Raw genomic sequence first — 18,839 nt, 5'->3', positions numbered from 1 at the left:
CAGCTCCCTGACAACCACAAGGAGCTGATACGTGATGACAGAGAAGATGACCCTCGCCTTGATCTATGGCAGCGCACGGCAGGGCCGTTTCTGCGATACCGTCGCTAGCTGGCTCATCCGCGAGCTTTCCGACTCCACCGTCTTCAATCTGACGATCATCGATCCAGCGAGACTGAGGAGCTCCCGCAGCGTCGAAAAGGCAGTGGATCCGGCAGAGTGGATGGAGCGAAAGGTCGCCGAGGCAGACGCCTTCATCGTCATCACGCCGGAATACAACCACGGCTACCCGGCGCCGTTGAAGGAATTGATCGACGCTGTCTATGAGCCCTGGCATGCCAAGCCGGTCGCCTTCGTCTCCTATGGCGGCGCATCGGGCGGCATCAGAGCCGTAGAGCAGTTGCGCCAGGTTTTCGGAGAACTGCACACGGTCACATTGCGTGACGGCATCGCCTTCCCCAAGGCGTGGTCGAAGTTCGATGCGGCGGGAAATCTCTACAAGCCGGAAGAGGTGCGCACGCCGCTGTTCCTGATGATGGACCGGCTGACCTGGTGGGCGCGCACGCTGAAATCCGCGCGCAAGGCGCAACCCTATAACGAGGTCGCGGCATGACCGAAAAGAGCTTGGGGGACAATCCGGCGCCGGGTGTGCTTTCCGCCGGAAACCGCGGCCGCAATCTCACCCTTCTTTGCGTCAGCGCCTTGACGATCATGTCAGGTGCAACGATCTCGGCATCGCTGCCGGGCATGGAGACTCACTTTGCCGGCATGGAGGGCGTGGCGCTGCTCAGCCGGCTGATGTTGACTTTACCTGCGATCTTTATCGCCATGCTCGCCCCAATCGCGGGTGTCATTGCCGATCGTTTCGGCCGAAAGCGGCTTTTGCTCAGCTCGCTGATCCTCTTTGCTCTGGCCGGGTCGTCCGGACTTGTTCTCGACGGCCTTCCGGGCCTGCTCGTCGGGCGTGCGGTGCTCGGCGTTTCGGTCGCCGGCATCATGACCGCGGCGACGGCGGTGGTCGGGGACTTCTTCGAGGGTGCCGCGCGCGAGCGCTACGTGGGATTTCAGGCCGCCTTCGTCGGCATCGGTGGAACGATTTTCCTGACCGGCGGCGGGTTGCTCGCGGACATCCATTGGCGTGCTCCGTTCGCGATCTATTGTCTTGCCTTCGCGCTGCTGCCAGCGGCTTTGGCGCTCATTCCCGAGCCGCTGAAACCTAAGATCACACCGGCGGCTCACGTCGACCAGAGCGATTTCAGAGGCGCCGCCTTGCCGCTTGTCCTGCTGCTATTTGCGGCCGGCCTGCACTTTGCGATGTTCTACATGCTGCCGACCCAGTTACCCTTTTATCTGAAGAGCCTGGGCTTCGCACAGCCCAGTCAAGCCGGTGCCGCGATCGGCCTCGCGCAAGCGGTCGGAGTCGCGGCTGCCCTTACCTTCGCGCGGATGAGGGAGCGCATCGGCCGCATGGCCGTCTTCGCCCTGGGGTTTGCGGCGCTCAGTGCCGGCTATTGGGGGCTCGGAACCGTTGAGTCCTATGCAGGCATCCTGGCGGCGACGGCGATAACTGGCGTCAGCATGGGCGTGATGACGCCGAACCTTTCCGCAACGCTGCTCGCAATTGCGCCGCCTGCTCTGCGGGGACGACTCTCCGGAGCCCTGATCGCCAGCATCTTTGCCGGCCAGTTCCTGTCGCCGCTCGTCAGTCAGCCGCTGATCCGCGTCTGGGGCTACGCGGCGACCTTCTCCGCCGCCGGTGCATTGCTTGCAGCACTCGCTGTTGCATGCCTCGCGAGCAGAACCTTGGCCGTCATGCGGCCGCGGGAGGACGCGGTCTCATGAGCCTGATGCCGGGGTTAGAGCGCCTCTGTCTGCCGGATCGCTTCGCCGACGATCATGGCGGCGGATATGGCGACATTCAGGGATCGCTGGCCCCCCGCCATAGGAATGATGATACGCCCGTCTGCGCGGTCATGAACATGATCGGGTACGCCGGCGCTTTCCCTGCCGAAGAGAAGGACGTCGTCAGAGCGAAAGCTGAACCGCGTATAGGGCTCGGCGGCCTTGGTGGAGGCCAGCACGAGCCGCCTGCCGGTGCTTTCCCGCCACGCCTCGAAACGCTCCCAGGTGATATGACGGGTGAGGGTGACGGAGGCGAGGTAGTCCATGCCGGCACGCTTGAGGTTGCGATTAGAAAGATCGAAGCCGGCCGGTTCGATGACATCGACAGCAATGCCGAGACAAGCGGCAAGCCGAAGGATCGTTCCGGTATTGCCGGGAATGTCTGGCTGATAGAGGGCGATGCGGAGATTGCTCATGGGCCGTCAAACAAATCGGAAAGTGGCGAGAGGCGGTACAGCGACAGCTGGTATTGCACTGATTTGCTTGGCAATCCATCAGTGAAATGTGCGCGGAACTGTCTATTCGATATAGCTGGATTTTCCTTCGCTAATTTGTGCCGTATTGGCAACAGGCCTGCGGGCGATGAAAAAAGAGGCAAAAAAATGCCTGCGACAATCTGGCATTGCGGCGCGAATAAGGATAAAGGTCAATCCTCTTCAACGCGAACCGACGGAGGCATGCATGACTGCTTTGATGTTGACCCGCCTCCCACGAGTAGCCGGGCCGCTCCTGGCCTAACCGGTTCCGCGCCTTTTCTTTCTATCGATCGACTGACGCGTGCTCCGGTTCTCCGGAGGCCTGGCCCGTTCCGGGGTTATTTTCTGAATTTCCGTTTTTCCAAAGATAAAGAATGCGGGCAGTCCCGCCTTCCTTCAAAATGATCTGAAGGAGCTAGACAATGTTCGGCTGGTTTGAATCCCGCCTTAATCCATATCCGGCGGAGGAGCCCACGCTCCCGCCGAAGGGCCTTTTTGCCTTCTGCTGGCATTATTCGAAGCCTGCAGCACCGTGGCTGCTGATCATGTCGGTCTGCACCATGCTGATCGCGATCGGCGAGGTGGCGCTGTTCCAATTTCTCGGCAACGTGGTCGATTGGCTGTCCAACGCCGATCGCGAGACCTTCCTCGAAACCGAGGGCGGCAGGCTTGCTTGGATGGCAGCCTTGATCCTCGTCGGTCTGCCGGGCCTGGTGGCGCTCGATTCGTTCATCATGCACCAGGTACTGCTCGGCAACTATCCGATGATCGCCCGCTGGCAGATGCACCGCTATCTGCTGCGCCAAAGCATGACCTTCTTTGCCAATGAGTTCGCCGGACGCGTCGCGACGAAGGTCATGCAGACATCGCTTGCCGTACGCGAAACGGTGATGAAGATCCTCGACGTCTTCGTCTACGTGGTCAGCTATTTCGTGACGATGCTGATCGTGGTGGCGAACGCCGATTGGCGGCTGGTCGCTCCGCTCGCCATCTGGCTGGTGATTTATCTCTCGATCGTCAGCTATTTCGTGCCGCGGCTGCAGAAGATCTCCAAGGAGCAGGCGGACGCGCGCTCGATGATGACGGGGCGCATCGTCGATAGCTATACCAATATCAGCACGGTCAAGCTGTTCTCGCATGCTGGGCGTGAAGAAACCTATGCCAAGGCGGGGATGGAGGAGTTCCTCGATACCGTTTACCGGCAGATGCGCAAGGTCACGCTGTTCCACGTGTTCGTCTACGCGAACAACAGCGTGGCGCTCTTCGCCATCAGCGCACTCGGCATTTACCTCTGGCTGACCAGCGCGATCTCGGTGGGGGCCATCGCCATCGCGATGGGCCTTGCCATGCGCATCAATGGCATGTCGCAGTGGATCATGTGGGAAGTCTCGGCGCTGTTCGAGAATATCGGTACGGTCTATGACGGCATGGGCATGATGACGAAGGCGCATGAGATTACTGACCGGCCGAATGCTGCAACGTTCACAGCCGACAAGGGGGCGATCAGCTTCGAGAATGTCCGCTTCCATTATGGCAAGGCGAAGGGCGTCATCGACCGGCTGTCGCTCGATATTCGTCCCGGGGAGAAGATCGGCCTCGTCGGCCGGTCGGGCGCCGGCAAGACGACGCTGATGAACCTGCTCCTGCGTTTCTACGACCTGGAGTCCGGCGAGATACGGATCGACGGCAAGGATATCTCCACCGTCACACAGGACAGCTTGCGCTCGCAAATCGGCGTCGTCACACAGGATACATCGCTGCTGCATCGTTCGATTCGCGACAACATCGCCTATGGTCATCCGGAAGCGAGCGATGCGGATATTGTCGCGGCCGCGAAGAAGGCGAACGCCTGGGACTTCATCCAGGCGCTGGAGGACAACCAGGGCAGGCGAGCGCTTGACGCGCAGGTCGGCGAACGCGGCGTGAAGCTTTCCGGCGGCCAGCGCCAGCGGATCGCAATCGCCCGTGTCTTCCTCAAGGATGCGCCGATCCTGGTCCTCGACGAAGCGACTTCGGCGCTCGACTCCGAAGTCGAGGCGGCGATCCAGGAAAACCTCTTCGCGTTGATGGCGGGAAAGACGGTGATTGCCATCGCTCACCGGCTGTCTACCCTGACCGAGATGGACCGCCTGGTCGTTCTCGAAGCTGGGCGGATCGTCGAAACCGGTTCGCATGCCGAACTCGTCGCCAAGGGCGGCCTCTATGGCGATCTTTGGTCGCGCCAGTCCGGTGGTTTCATCGCGGACGACGTGGAGAAGGAAGAGGCGGCGGAGTAATCCGCCGCTTCCGCGCTGTTCCCGTCAGGGGCAGGGAAGAAGCTTACGCATTTGTAATGGCATCGGCGGCGGAAACCGATTGCCGTCCCTCCTGAGCACCCTATTATCGGAACAATGCTGCGCGCGATCATCACCATCTTCGAGAACTGGATCAAACCCTTTGCTCCGCGAGACCGGCTGCAGCCGCCTGGATCGCTCTGGGGCTTTGCCTGGTTCTACGCAAGCCAGGCAAAAGGTCCGTTTTTCGCCATGGCTGTGCTCGGCGGTGTTGTGGCGATGCTCGAAGCCGGGCTCTTCTATTTCGTCGGCCGGCTCGTCGATGTGCTCGATACGGTGAAGCCGGAAGCCGGTTGGAGCGGATTGATTTCCGCCAACGGGCCGGAACTGCTCTTCATGCTGCTGACGGTGTTGGTGTTCCGCTTTCTCGCCGTCGCGCTCGCTGCGCTCGTCGAGGAGCAGGCGATTATCACCGGCTTTCTCAACCTGGTGCGCTGGCAGTCCTACGTCCATGTGGCCCGCCAATCGCTTTCTTTCTTTCAGAACGATTTTTCCGGCCGCATCGTCACCAAGGTGTGGTCCGGTGCCCAGGCGACAAGCGATCTGATCGTCTCCCTCCTGCAGGTCGTCTGGTTCATCGTGATCTATACCGCCTCAACCATGGCGCTGATCGCCCAGCTCGACTGGCGACTGGCAGCCATGGTGGCGTTCTGGATCGTCGTCTTTCTGTCGCTTGCCCGCTATTTCGTTCCGCGCGTCCGCAAGCACGCCCGCGAGACGGCCGAAATGGCGTCGATGCTCAACGGCCGCATGGTCGATGCCTATTCGAATATCCAGACACTCAAGCTCTTCGGCAGCGATGAGGAGAACGATCGCTACATCCGAGCCGGCTTCGATCGGTTCCAGCGCGCGGTCATTCCCTTCACGCGATTGCTGACGGGGGTGCGGACCTCACTTGCTCTGCTTTCCGGGCTGATGATCACCGTGATCGCCGTCTATTCGATTCATCTCTGGCTCGCGGGAGCGGTCAGCTCCGGGGCGGTCGCGTTTACACTGGCGCTGGTGCTGCGGCTCAACATGCTGCTCGGCCGGATGATGGGCCAGTTCAACGCCATCATGCGCAACATCGGCACGATCCAGAATTCGGCCGAACTCGTGTCGCAGCCGATCGGCCTTATCGATCGACCGGGGGCGCCGGATCTCAAAGTCGATCGGCCGGAGATCCGCTTCGAGCATCTCAAATTTCACTACGGGAGGGGCGGCGGCGTCATCGACGATTTCTCCCTTGCCATCCGCCCGGGCGAGAAGGTCGGCATCGTCGGGCGCTCGGGCGCCGGCAAATCGACGCTCGTCCACCTGCTGTTGCGCTTTTACGACCTCGAAGACGGGCGGATCCTGATCGATGGTCAAGATATATCGGCGGTACGACAGGAATCGCTTCGCGCTCAGATCGGCATGGTCAGCCAGGACACATCGCTGCTGCATCGCTCGATCCGCGACAATATTCTCTTCGGCCGACCGGGCGCGACCGAGGCGCAACTGATCGACGCTGCGCGTAAGGCCGAAGCCTATGACTTCATCGTCAACCTGCAGGACCAGCGCGGCCGCAAGGGTTTCGATGCCCATGTCGGCGAGCGCGGCGTCAAGCTTTCCGGCGGCCAGCGCCAGAGGATCGCCATCGCCCGCGTCATGCTGAAGGATGCGCCGATCCTGGTCCTTGACGAGGCGACGTCGGCGCTCGACTCGGAAGTGGAGGCTGCGATCCAGTCCAATCTGGAGCGCCTGATGCAGGGTAAGACGGTGCTCGCGATCGCGCATCGGCTCTCGACGATTGCTGCGCTCGACCGCCTGGTGGTGATGGATGACGGGCATATCGTCGAAGATGGCGCGCATGCGGAACTGATCGCGCGCGGCGGCCCCTATGCGGAACTCTGGTCCCGCCAGTCGGGTGGGTTCATCGCCCGGGATGAGGCAGCGGAATAGGGTCTCGCAGCCGCCCCGGGATCGCGTCAAGCCCTTGTGCCATTTGGCCGCGCTTTTCCCCCGCGACAATCTGCCCACCACCCCTTGTCAAGGCTGGACATAATTTGCGATCAAGCATAGAACGCGCCGGATTGACGGGGAATCTGCGTGCAGGATTTCCCGGGTTCTGACTTCCGATCCGAAGCTTGTTTCCGCAAGCCGGGGAGGGTGCCAGCGTGAATGATAGGGCGCGGTTCCTCTCAGGAAGAGGCAGGAGTTGCGCCGGGGGCGGATGCGGTGTCCGCACATTGCGTGAGAGGATGGTTTGGCCGTGAGCGAACACGACACTTCAAGCGAGACCTTGGGCGAGCCCACTCGCCGCGATTTTCTTTACTTGGCTACCGGCATGGCCGGCGCTGTCGGTGCCGGTGCGGCAGCCTGGCCGTTCATCGACCAGATGCGTCCGGATGCCTCCACGCTCGCGCTCGCTTCGATCGAGGTAGATGTTTCGAGCCTGCAGCCGGGCATGTCGCTGACGGCGAAATGGCGCGGCAAGCCGGTCTTCATCCGCAATCGTACCGACAAGGAAGTGGAAGATGCCAAGGCGGTTCCGCTCGAGGAACTCAAGGACCCGGTTGCGCGCAACGCCAATCTCGCGCCTGACGCCGAGGCGAACGATCTCGATCGCTCCGCCGGCGAGGGCAAGGAAAACTGGATCGTCATGATCGGCTCCTGCACGCATCTCGGCTGCGTTCCGCTCGGCCAGGCCGGTGATTTCGGTGGCTGGTTCTGTCCCTGCCACGGCTCGCACTACGATACGGCCGGCCGCGTCCGCAAGGGTCCGGCACCGGAGAATCTCCCCGTGCCGACCTTCACGTTCGTTTCCGACACAGTTATCAAGATCGGTTGAGGGGACTACTGATAATGAGTGCTGATCATTCAACCTACACGCCAACGACGGGCATCGAGAAGTGGGTTGATTCCCGTCTTCCGCTGCCGCGCCTCATTCACGACTCGTTCGTCTCCTATCCGGTGCCGCGCAACCTGAACTACGCCTACACCTTCGGCGCCATGCTGTCGGTGATGCTGATCGTGCAGATCCTGACCGGCATCGTGCTGGCGATGCATTATGCGGCCGACACGAGCGTCGCCTTCAACTCGGTCGAAAAGATCATGCGCGACGTCAACCAGGGTTGGCTGCTGCGCTACCTGCACGCCAACGGTGCGTCCTTCTTCTTCATTGCTGTCTACCTGCACATCGCCCGCGGCCTCTATTACGGCTCGTACAAGGCGCCGCGCGAGATTCTCTGGATTCTCGGCGTCGTCATCTACCTCCTGATGATGGCGACCGGCTTCATGGGCTATGTTCTGCCCTGGGGCCAGATGTCCTTCTGGGGCGCGACCGTTATCACCGGCTTCTTCTCGGCCTTCCCGCTTGTGGGCGAATGGATCCAGCAGTTCCTGCTCGGCGGTTTCGCCGTCGATCAGCCGACGCTGAACCGCTTCTTTTCGCTGCACTACCTGCTGCCCTTCATGATCGCCGGCGTGGTTGTCCTGCATATCTGGGCCCTGCATGTCACGGGGCAGACCAACCCGACCGGCGTCGAGGTGAAGTCCAAGACCGACACTGTTGCGTTCACGCCTTATGCAACGCTCAAGGATGCGCTCGGCGTATCGGTGTTCCTGATCGTCTATGCCTGGTTCGTCTTCTACATGCCGAATTTCCTCGGCCATCCGGACAATTACATTCCGGCTGACGCGCTGAAGACGCCTGCACACATCGTCCCGGAATGGTACTACCTGCCGTTCTACGCGATGCTGCGCGCCATCACCTTCAATATCGGCCCGATCGACTCCAAGCTCGGCGGCGTTCTGGTGATGTTCGGCTCGATCATCATCCTGTTCTTCCTGCCCTGGCTCGATACGTCAAAGGTCCGCTCCGCCGTCTACCGTCCGTGGTACAAGCTGTTCTTCTGGATCTTCGTCGCGGATGCGATCATGCTCGGCTGGTTGGGTTCCCGCCCGGCGGAAGGCCTGTATGTCGTGATGTCTCAGCTCGGTACGCTGTACTACTTCGCCTTCTTCCTCGTCGTCATGCCGGTCCTCGGCCTGATCGAGACGCCGAAACGCATTCCGAACTCCATCACCGAAGCGGTGCTGGAAAAGCAGAATGCCAAGGCGCAGCCGGCAACCGCACGCGCTTGATCAGAACAGCGATGGATAAGGAACCCAGAACAATGAAAAAGCTTGTCACAGGCATTCTGTCACTCGCTGTCGTCGCCGGTCTCGGGCTGGGAGCGGCTGTCGCCCAGGAGGCCGCTGCCCAGGAAACGGCAGGCGGTGAGGAGCATGCGGTTAGCGGCGGCACGCCCCACTATCCGATCCACAAGCCGGAACAGCAGGACTGGACCTTCGCCGGTCCCTTCGGCCACTATGACAAGGGGCAGTTGCAGCGCGGCCTAAAGGTTTACACCGAAGTCTGTTCGGCCTGCCATTCGATGAGCCTCGTTGCATTCCGCACGCTGGAAGACCTCGGCTACTCCGAGGCTCAGGTGAAAGCGTTCGCGGCTAATTATGAAGTCCAGGACGGCCCGAACGCCGACGGTGAGATGTTCAGCCGCAAAGCCGTGCCGTCCGATTACTTCCCGTCGCCTTTCCCGAACAAGGAAGCGGCGGCCGCGGCCAATAACGGCGCCGCCCCGCCCGACTTCTCGCTGATCGCCAAGGCGCGCGGCATCGAACGCGGCTTCCCACAGTTCATCTTCGATATGTTCTGGCCCTATCAGGAAGGCGGACCCGACTATATCCACGCGCTGCTGACCGGCTACCAGGATCCACCGCAGGGCGTTCAGGTCGCCGAAGGTACGCACTACAACCCGTATTTCGCTGCCGCTTCGGCCCTGGCTATGGCGCAGCCGCTCTCCGACGAACAGGTCACCTATGACGACGGCGCGCCGCAGACGGTCGACCAGTACGCGAGAGACGTTTCGGCGTTCCTGATGTGGGCGGCAGAGCCGCATCTTGAAGATCGCAAGCGCACCGGCTTCATGGTCATGGTGTTCCTGTTCATCTTCACGGGCCTCATCTATCTGACGAAGAAATCGGTCTACGCGAACAAGGAACATTGATCGCGACTTGGCGCGGCTGCGTCTGAGAAGACGCACGGCACTGTAGACCATTCATCGACAAAGGCCCCGTCCGGGGCCTTTTTTTCTGCTGTATTTTTAAATCGGAGTCGATTTAAGCATAAAAACATTCAGCAATTCATGGTGTTACAGCGATGTTTGTGCGTCTGAAAGACGCACGGCGCTGTAGTGACTCGAGGATCGAGCCCGTTCGCAGACGAACGGCGTTCACGGTCAGTCATCGACGGTCCACTGCGGGTTCCAAGCGATTTCCCAGAGGTGGCCGTCGGGATCATGGAAATAACCGGAATACCCGCCCCAGAAGCGGTCGCTGGCGGGGTCCGTAACGACGGCGCCAGCGTCTTCGGCTTGCTTCATGACCGTATCGACCTCGTCCTTCGATTTGACTATGTGCCCGATCGATACTGCGCCGAGGCGCGTTTGGGTCGCGCTTATCTTTGCGTCCTTGGCAAGCGAAGTTGCGGGGTAGAGCGCCAGTATCAACTCCTTGCCCATATGGAAGAAGACCACGGCGCCATCTTCGAACTGCTCGCCGATAATCCCCTCCGTCGGCAGCCCCATGCCGTCACGATAAAAGGCGAGGGACTTTTGAAGATCGTTCACCGCCAGCGTTATGACTTTTATTCGCGGTCTCATATCCGACTCCCGTTCCGTCGCGCCGTGCCTATGGTCGATTAAGGGAAAACGACGCGGCAATTCACAATGTTGCAGCGCCCTTGAAAAATAGCGTGCCGCGGCTTCATTTCATCCAGCCGTAAGCTATCGGCGCTGGTTCCGGCGCACAGCGTTCGTATCGATGTATCGCATGGCGGGCTCGCGATGCGCGGGCGGCAGAAGCGGTGGCTATTAAAATATCAAGAGGGAATGGCGTTGAAAGCGCGCTACACAACGGCAAGAGCGAACAAGTGAGAAACAGTATTACGGCTGTAGTTAGCTTTTGGCGCTAGCCTGGCTCTTCGCTTTGCCGCAAAACAGACGCTTTGGTTGTAGAACAAGGCAAAGCCAAGCTGATGTGACGCTGCCACTTTCCGTCTTCGACTGCTTTTTCGCCAATCGCGGCATCGCCGTTTGCCTCTAAGTCTTTTCAACCTCAATCGTTCCGGAGCTCCTTCATGACTGATGCTTTGAATCCTTTGAAGCTGCGTATTGCCGTACTCTTCGGCGGGCGCTCCGCCGAGCATGATGTCTCGGTGCTCTCGGCAACGAATGTGATGCGAGCGTTAGATCCTGCCAAATACGATGCCGTTCCTGTCTTTATCACCCGCGAAGGACAGTGGCTTGTGAGCTCTTTCGACTATGGCAACTTGTCGAAGCCGGAGAACGGCATGGAGGTCTGTCTCGTGCCGGGCGGGTGCGGGCGGTTGATTGCAATTCCGGCTGACGGCGCCGCCTACGACCTGCCGAAGATCGACATCCTCTTTCCCGTGCTTCATGGGCTGCACGGCCAGGATGGCTCGGTCCAGGGGCTTGCGGAAGTCGCCCGCGTACCGCTTGCTGGATGCGGCATCCTCGGCTCGGCGGCCGCCCTCGACAAGGAAGTGGCCAAGCGTCTGTTGAAAGAGGCGGGCCTGCCGATCGCGCGTTCGACCACAATTCATCAGGGCGTCGCGCCCACCTTCGTCGAACTCGAGCGCGAACTTGGTTTGCCGGTCTTCATCAAGCCCGCCCGGCAGGGGTCGTCGGTTGGCGTAAGCAAGGTTACGACCGAAAGGGAATTCGAGACGGCGCTTGGGGAGGGTTTCCAGCATGATCGCAAGCTGCTTGCGGAGGAGTTTGTCCGCGGCCGCGAGATCGAATGCAGCGTACTGGAGGACACGACTGGCGGGCTCTTCGTCTCGCGTCCGGGTGAGATCGTTCCAGCTGAGAGCCACGGCTTCTATAGCTATGAAGCGAAATACATCGACGACAAGGGCGCGGCGCTGAAGGTGCCTGCTGAACTGCCGGAAGAGGTCGAAAGCCGAATCCGCGAGATGGCGGGGCAGGCGTTCAGGGCGGTCGGCTGCGACGCCATGGCGCGCGTCGATTTCTTCGTGACTGCGGACATGCGCTTGCTCGTCAACGAGATCAACACGATCCCCGGCTTCACCGACATCAGCATGTATTCGAAGGCGATGGCAGCAAGCGGCGTGAGTTATGCCGAAATTATCGACCGGCTCGTGCAGCATGGGCTATCGCGGGCGGGGCAGTAAGACGCTTTGGGCCGTAAGGCGCGATTTTAACGATCGCCAGTTGGGCGGCTGCCGGCCATCGTAGAAGCTTAAATCGAAATGCAAGTCCGTTGGGCTGGTTTAGTTCGTAATGCCCAATGTCTCATCTCGCGGTAGATTACGGGGCCTTAATGAGCGCACGAGCAGGCCGGCAACGACACACTTGCCACATCCAATCCTCGCGCACACTCCAATTAGCGGCAGTTTTCGTCAGCTTCCGGCCACCGCTGACGCAAAACGGCCCCGCTTTCGACGGGGCCGTTCGCAATAGCACCTTGCGGCTGATCAGCTGAAGCGTCCTGCGGCGTGCGCGAGCATCGTGTAGACCTTACCGGTATCCGATGTCAGGTAAGTCTGCGTGATACGCTTGTCCGGATCGTTGCGTGCTACGTCGGCGAGCAGCTTCTCGAAATCGGCGATGTAGCGGTCGACGGCCGTGCGGAATTCTGGCTCGCGATCGTACTTGCGCTTAATCTCGTCGAATGTCTGCTGCCCCTTGAGCGTGTAGAGGCGGCGGGTGAAGACGTCGCGTTCGCCGCGCTGGTACCGGCGCCACAGATCTACCGAGGCATCGTGGTCGATCGCCCGGGCAATGTCCACCGAGAGCGAATTCAGCGATTCGACGACATGGCGCGGATTGCGATTATCCCCGGTGCGCGGCGCTGGCTGACTTTCCGCCGGACGCTGCCGCGGGGCTGACGGCTCTTCCTCGCGAGACGCGGCGCGAAGCAGGTCACGCATCCAGCCGCCGCCTTCCTCAACGCGTTCTTCCGACTGCGGGCGGGCGGGTTGCAGCGGACGCGTGGCCTGCTCGAGGCCCAGACTTCCACGCAGTGCCGGCGTCGAAGCCGGAGTTGCTGGCTGCTCGCGGCGCACTTCCGCCACCGGTTGCTGGAGGACGGGTTGCTGAGTGACGGGTTGTTGAACCACGCGGGCCGGAGTGTTCGAGACGGCCTGCTGGCGAGCTGGCTGTGCGACCTCGAGCTGGGTCGAAGACTTGCCGATGATTTCGGAAAGCTCCTGCAGTGCCTTGATCTGCTCGGAAACCGCACGGCGCATCATCGAAGCGCTCTCTTTGGCTTCTTCCGGCAGGTCGAAAGCGCCACGCTTCAGCTCCTCCCGGGTCTGGTCGAGTTCCTTGCGGATCTCGCCAGCGGAACGGCGGATGTCATCGGTCGCGCCGCTGAAGCGGCTGATCGCTTCGTCGATCGCCTGGCGGACGGCTTCGCGCAGGTGAGCGGCGACGCCGTCGGACTTCTTGCCGCTTTCGGCCAGCATGCGTTCGATATCGGCAACGGAGGTGCCGACGCTACCGCGCAGGCGCGCCGCCACTTCCTTCGAGCGCTCCTCGGCGCTGGCAAAGGCACTCTCGAGCGAGTGGCCTGCTTCCTCGCCGGCTTTGGCGATCGCCTGGCGCAGGGACTCGGACGCGCTGAGGGCGCGACCTTCCACCTGGGAGAGCGTCTTGTTGACGTCAGCAAACGATCCTTCGACGCCGGAGCGCAGCGTATCGGCCGTTTGCCGCGAGCGCTCCTCGGCGCGTGCGAAGACGTTTTCGACCGAAGCGGTGGCTTCTTCGCCGGCTTGCGCCAGGGTGTTGCGCATGGCCTCCGCGGCCTCGGCGGCGCGCTGTTCGGTGCTCGATAGCAGGCGGCCGACATCGGTGAAGGACGACTGGATGCCGCTGCGAAGATTGCCGGCGACTTGTCCCGAGCGCTCTTCCGCACGCTGGAAAGCGCCATCGACGAAGCCTTCCAATGCCCGCATCGTGCGTTCGATTTCCTCCGAACGCTGAACCAGGCCGACAGAAAGCGTCCGCAACGCGTCCTGCCGCTCTTCGAGCGTGCTCACGAGGTTCGACTGGGCTGCGGCCAACAGGTCGGACGCCTGTCCAAGGACCTTCGAATGGTCCTCGAAGCGGCCGACGATCCCGCCAATCTGGGAGAGCGTCGAAGCGGAAATATTGGACAACTTGTCAACCTTGCCCTCGATGAGGCGGGTGGAGGTGGACAGCATGTCGGATGCCTGCCGGGCCGATTCCGAGACCTTGGCTGCGGTGGCCTCGAGGCGTTGGTCCATATCCCCGAGGTTGCTGCTCGCCTGCTCGATAACCGAGGCGATCGCGGAATTGTTCGTCGCCAGTTGGTCGATGAGACCCATCGCGGTCGACTGGAGGCGATTTTCAACCATCTTCATCGCCTTGGCAGTCTCTTCCGCCCGCAATGAGATGGCGTCGAGCGTTTCACCCGTCCGCTCGGTGATGGCGTTGACCAGGGCTGCGCTCTCGGCGCGCATGCGGTCTGCACTCTCCTGAGTGAGCGCAGCGATCCGCTCGGCCGCTTCCTTGCCCGTTGCCGCATATTGCTCAATGACCGGTCGCGCCTGTTCGTCGAGAAGGCGAGAAAGTTCGAGCGAGCGGCCGGCGAGCATCGAATTGAGCTCGCGCGTGCTTTCGTCGAGCGTGCTCCGGATCGACTGACCGCGCGCGTCGAGTGCCTTTTCCGCATCGGCGAGACTTTGCTGGATGCTCTGAGCGTGGTTGGCCACCTGATTGTGCGTTGAGGCGAGGCGGGCCGTCGCCGTGTCCGCCGCATCTGTAACCGAGCGGGCGAGGTCCGCGTGACGAGCGGCAGTAACTGATGCGGTCTGTTCGATCGATGCAGCGAATTCGGCGTTGCGCGAGGCGAGCGCGCTGGCGAAGTCCGCACCGGCCTTGGACAGCAGGTCGGTGGAGCGGGTGGCCTCCGCGTCGATCTCCTGGGCGGCATCGCTGACGGCACCGCGCAGGCTCGTCACAAGCGCCGCGGCCTTGCCCTCGATCGTGCGGTTGACGTTGTCAAGGCCGATATTCAAAGCGCGGTCCATTGTTCCGAGTCGCTCTTCGATGCGACCGGTACCCGCCTCGATAGCGGTCGAGATGCGCGTTGCCGCCACCTCGCTGATACGGTCGATCTCACCGGCACGCTCGCCGAGGCTGTCGGCGATCCGCTGTCCGGCATTGTCGACGATGGCATTGACGCTGCCAACACTGTCGCGAATGCGCTCTTCGAGCGAGCCGAGGCTCGTTTCGATGCGGGCGCCAGTGTCATCGACGACGGTGTTGACGCTCCCCACACTGTCGCGAATGCGCTCTTCGAGGGAACCAAGGCTCGTTTCGATGCGGCCTCCGGTGTCATCAACGATCGCATTGACGCCACTAACGCTGTCGCGGATACGGTCTTCCAGCGATCCGAGGGTCGTTTCGATGCGGGCACCGGTGTCGTCGACGATCGCGCTCACTGTGCCGACGCTGCCACGGATACGGTCTTCGAGCGAGCCGAGGCTTGTTTCGATGCGAGCGCCGGTATCGTCGAGGCGGCTGTTGATGCCGTTGATCGAAATGTCGACGCGATTGGTCAGCGTGTCCGCGGCAAGGCTGATCTGATCGGCCGTTTCGGCAAGACGCTCCGCGATGTTGCCGGTCGTCGAGCGCATCCGCGCATCGAGCGCCTCGGCGCTGCGGTCAATGACACCGGCAATCGAGGCCTGACGCTCTTCAAGCGACATTTCCAGCATGCTTGCGCTGGTCGCAAGAGTGGTGGCGATCGACATCGACTGGTCGGACAAGAGGTCTTCTAGCTGCTCGCGCCCGTGGCCAACAGCAAGATTGATCGCGTGGATGCGGTTGTCGAGTGTCGCCTGAATCTGGTCATGTGTCGTCGCAAGCGTGTCGCGCAGATGCTCGGCCTTGCCGGAAAGCGTCTGCTCGATTTCGGCGGCCTTGTCGGCGAGCGAGGCTGTCGCCTCCGACGTGCGGGCGGTGAGCGCCTCGGCGATTTCGGCGCTGGTACCCGCCAGGGCGTCCGAGATCTTGCTGACACGCCCGCTCAGGTCTTCAGCGATGCGAGCGCTTGTGTCGGTCAGGGTGTGGGCGATCTGGCTGACGCGGCCGCCAAGGTTCTCCGCAATCTCGGACACGCTCTGCGAAAGTTTGTTCTCGATATCGCCGACGCGGTCGGTCATGGTCTCGGCAACAGCCATGGCACGGAACGTCAGGTTATCGGCGACGTCTTCGACGTGGCGGCTGAGCGAGTCGGCCATTTCGTTGGCGCGTACAGACATGGTCGAACTGATCTCGCTCGCCCGTTCCGAGAGCACGCTATCGAGCGCTGCGGTCTGGCTGGTGAGGGTATTACTGATGGCTTGGCTGCGCTGCGACAGGACGCCGTCGAGTGCCGCCGTCTGGCTGCCGAGCGCATCCGTAATTGCGCGGCTGTGCTGCGACAGAGCGCCGTCGAGTGCTGTTGTCTGGCTGGTGAGCGTATCCGTAATTGCTTGGCTGCGCTGCGACAGAACGCCGTCCAACGCCGCCGTCTGGCTGCCCAGCGTTTCGGAAATCGCCTGACCGCGTTCAGAGAGAAGCCGTTCTAACCGATCGGCGGTACCAACCACGGCGCCTTCGACGACGCTCACACCGGAGGCGAGTGCGGACGAGAGAGCGGCGGTGCGTTCTGAAAGCGTGTTGTCGAGGCGATGCTGGCTTGCCGCGATCGCGCTCGTTATCTCGTCGGTCGACCCGGTCAGCGTCTGCTCAATGCGGGAGTGGGCGGTCTGCAGACCATCGATGAAGGCGGATGTGCGCGAATCGAGGCCTTCGGTCAGGCGCTGCTCGCTTGTCGTCAGGGCATTCGCAAGCGCGTCGGCGCGCTGGCCGAAACCGTTTTCGATCCGCTCCTGCGCCTCAGTCAGGGCGCCCATAAGCGAGCCGGTCTTTTCCGAGAGCACGCCGTCGATGCGGCTATGGGCACTGCCGATGAGATTGCTGAGTTCCGAAGTGCGGCTGCCGATCGTTTCCTCGATGAAGTCCTGCGTCGCACCAAGCGCGGTTGCGAGCGTCAGCGACTGATCGGACAGGGCGGAACCTATCTTCTCCACGCTGCTGTCCAAAGCGCTGCCGATTGCCTCCGAACCGCCGCTGACGGTTTCGTTGATGCGATGCAGGCTCTCCATCAACTTGGTATCGAGCAGGCTTGCCCGCTTGTCGAATGCGTTGGCGAATTCGTGGAAGCGCTCGTCGAAGGCCGTCGCAAGCTGCCCTACGGTCGTTTGCAACTTTTCTTCGAAGAAGCCACCCCTCAGATCGAGATCCATGATCGCATCGTCGGCGCTCGACTTGAGGCTCTGGCGGAAGCTTGCCCCTTTTTCGTCGAGAGCGGCGTTGAGCGAGGCAAGTATATTGTCGAGACCGCCGGTGATCGCCTGCTGGCCGACGCTGAGACTGTCGTTGAGGTCGCGGGTCCTGGCGATCAGGGTCTCATTGAGCTGGCGCGCACGCTCGTTAAGGGCGGCGTTCAACTTCTCGGTGCTGGCATCCAGAGTCGAGGCACGGGTTTCAAACTGGCTGAGCAACTGCTCGCCACGTTTCGTCAAGGCGTCGCTGAGCGCATCGAGCCGGGCATCGAACTCGTCGCTGAGCGTGACGCCCGCGGTGGTCAGACCGGAAAGAAGCGCATCGGTGCGCGTGGACAGCATGGTGCTGATGGTCTGAAGCGCATTCTCGGATTTTTCACTGAGCGCAGCGGCGCGCGTGTCTATCAGCGACGCAAAGGCTTCACCGGACACGGCGATACGCGAGGCGATATCTTCGCTCGCCAGTTCAAGGTCGTCCTTCAACTTGGTATGCGCACCGGCAATCGAAGTGCGGATGCGATCGGAGTGGCCGATAATGGCTTCGCGTTCGAGCCCGAGTTCTTGCAGGAGCGTGCGAACCCGCAGCTCATTTTCGCTATAGCTGCGTTCCAGCGCATTCACCTCGGAATGCACAAGTGTTTCGAGCTCGGTTGCGCGCGCAATCGTGCGCTCGATGCCTTCGTTCATGGCCGAGACTTCGCGACGAACAGCCTGGCCAACGGTCATGATGCGGTCGGCGGCAGCCGTCTCCGGCTCTGCCAGCCGCAAGGCGACCTCAGCCATCGAGCGTGCCGCGTTGCGCAGTTCCTGCGCCCTCGCGATCATGATGGCAAAGGAGAAGAAGAGCATAATGGGTAGCGCGATCCCGATCAGGATGGCGATCGCACCCGGTGTGGCGGCGAGATCGCCGGGCGAGCGAATCTGCCAGATCTGCGGCGCGTAGAGGAGGTGGGCGACGGCGATTCCGGCAAGCGCCCAAAGCAGCGACACGAGCGCGGCGACACGGATCGCAGCCCGGCTGGAGCGTACCTCAAGTGAACGGAGCATCGCGGCGGGCGACCTACGCGTGTCATCGTTCGCTGCCGCAAGCGGCGGCTGCTTCGGCGCGGGCTCGGGCGCAAGACTGCGCGGCGGTTCGCTGGCGCGTGCCGCGCTTGCTTCGTCCTGCGTTGTCGCAACGCGCGCCTTGTCGGGTGCGGCCGCCTGCTTGCTGGGCTCGGCCACTTTTTCCTCCGGGTCATCCAAGGAAGTCTGGTCGTTCAGGGCCGCCGACTTAAGGTCGTCAAAGTCGATCTTCAGCGCTGCTTCCAAAGCCTGGAATGCCTTTTCGTCGATCGACTCGTTGCTCTTCTTCGTCGCCATAGGGATACGCCTCACTACTATTGCCCGCCAACAGCCGCCTGCTTGGCGCCGCAAGCGGGCCAAAAGACACCCTAAACAGGGCGGTGACGGCAAGATATGCGCATAACATTTGCGCAATATCCTGACTGATCACCCATTGCATTGTCTCGATGGATAGCTGCAGCCTTCGCCTCAGGGCACCACGCGCAGAGCTTATCCACCAGAACAGTTGCTACTTCATATGCAGGCCTGTTCCTAACCGTATCGTAGTGACACATTAGCCAAGTTCTTACAATTATGAGCAATCGGCATTCACTAAAATCCTAACGATTTCTTAACGAAATGACGGGCTTGCGGCCTAAAAAG

At 61.5% G+C, this 18,839-nt stretch carries 11 protein-coding genes; 8 read left to right on the top strand and 3 right to left on the bottom strand.

Translation table 11 applies throughout. The annotated features are described in order from the left end of the window. Nucleotides 1-34 precede the first annotated feature (34 nt). On the top strand, nucleotides 35-610 hold the full coding sequence (locus tag PYH37_RS21035; protein WP_280733336.1) for an NADPH-dependent FMN reductase: 576 nt from the start codon (nucleotides 35-37) through the stop codon (nucleotides 608-610). Next, nucleotides 607-1,839 (top strand): MFS transporter, encoded by a 1,233-nt coding sequence (locus PYH37_RS21030; protein ID WP_280733335.1) that lies wholly within the window; start codon nucleotides 607-609, stop codon nucleotides 1,837-1,839. The genes PYH37_RS21035 and PYH37_RS21030 overlap by 4 nt, the downstream gene beginning before the upstream one ends. Before the next feature lie 14 nt (nucleotides 1,840-1,853). Here PYH37_RS21030 and PYH37_RS21025 read toward each other — a convergent pair whose 3' ends face one another. Then, the gene (locus PYH37_RS21025; RefSeq protein ID WP_280733334.1) at nucleotides 1,854-2,315 is read right to left on the bottom strand and encodes a tRNA (cytidine(34)-2'-O)-methyltransferase; all 462 of its coding nucleotides are present in this window, start codon (nucleotides 2,313-2,315) and stop codon (nucleotides 1,854-1,856) included. Nucleotides 2,316-2,797: 482 nt separating this feature from the next. Between PYH37_RS21025 and PYH37_RS21020 the strand changes: the two genes are divergently transcribed. The 5 genes from PYH37_RS21020 to PYH37_RS21000 all read left to right on the top strand — a co-directional run bounded on the left by PYH37_RS21020 (nucleotide 2,798) and on the right by PYH37_RS21000 (nucleotide 9,738). Continuing rightward, entirely contained in the window at nucleotides 2,798-4,651 is a 1,854-nt protein-coding gene (locus PYH37_RS21020; RefSeq protein ID WP_280733333.1) for an ABC transporter ATP-binding protein, read from the top strand. 114 nt (nucleotides 4,652-4,765) lie between these two features. Then, complete coding sequence (locus PYH37_RS21015) at nucleotides 4,766-6,631, top strand: ABC transporter ATP-binding protein (RefSeq protein WP_280733332.1); 1,866 nt, start codon at nucleotides 4,766-4,768, stop codon at nucleotides 6,629-6,631. A gap of 310 nt (nucleotides 6,632-6,941) precedes the next feature. Further along, complete coding sequence (gene petA / locus PYH37_RS21010; RefSeq protein WP_280733331.1) at nucleotides 6,942-7,520, top strand: ubiquinol-cytochrome c reductase iron-sulfur subunit; 579 nt, start codon at nucleotides 6,942-6,944, stop codon at nucleotides 7,518-7,520. Nucleotides 7,521-7,534: 14 nt separating this feature from the next. Beyond that, nucleotides 7,535-8,815 carry a cytochrome b gene (locus tag PYH37_RS21005; RefSeq protein ID WP_280733330.1) on the top strand — a complete coding sequence of 427 codons (1,281 nt, stop codon included), beginning with the start codon at nucleotides 7,535-7,537 and terminating at the stop codon, nucleotides 8,813-8,815. A gap of 32 nt (nucleotides 8,816-8,847) precedes the next feature. Continuing rightward, entirely contained in the window at nucleotides 8,848-9,738 is an 891-nt protein-coding gene (locus PYH37_RS21000; protein WP_280733329.1) for a cytochrome c1, read from the top strand. Between the two features lie 231 nt (nucleotides 9,739-9,969). Here the strand turns inward: PYH37_RS21000 and PYH37_RS20995 are convergent, their stop codons facing one another. Further along, nucleotides 9,970-10,392 (bottom strand): VOC family protein, encoded by a 423-nt coding sequence (locus tag PYH37_RS20995; protein ID WP_280733328.1) that lies wholly within the window; start codon nucleotides 10,390-10,392, stop codon nucleotides 9,970-9,972. Nucleotides 10,393-10,868: 476 nt separating this feature from the next. Between PYH37_RS20995 and PYH37_RS20990 the strand changes: the two genes are divergently transcribed. Further along, nucleotides 10,869-11,945, top strand: coding sequence for a D-alanine--D-alanine ligase family protein (locus tag PYH37_RS20990; protein WP_280733327.1), 1,077 nt, complete (start codon nucleotides 10,869-10,871; stop codon nucleotides 11,943-11,945). 303 nt (nucleotides 11,946-12,248) lie between these two features. Here the strand turns inward: PYH37_RS20990 and PYH37_RS20985 are convergent, their stop codons facing one another. Next, entirely contained in the window at nucleotides 12,249-18,494 is a 6,246-nt protein-coding gene (locus tag PYH37_RS20985; RefSeq protein ID WP_280733326.1) for an apolipoprotein A-IV repeat region-like domain-containing protein, read from the bottom strand. Nucleotides 18,495-18,839: the final 345 nt, after the last annotated feature.

The sequence above is a fragment of the Sinorhizobium numidicum genome (genome assembly GCF_029892045.1).
In the GTDB taxonomy this organism is placed as follows: Bacteria; Pseudomonadota; Alphaproteobacteria; order Rhizobiales; family Rhizobiaceae; genus Sinorhizobium; species Sinorhizobium numidicum.
This window is presented reverse-complemented; position numbering and strand designations above follow the sequence as displayed.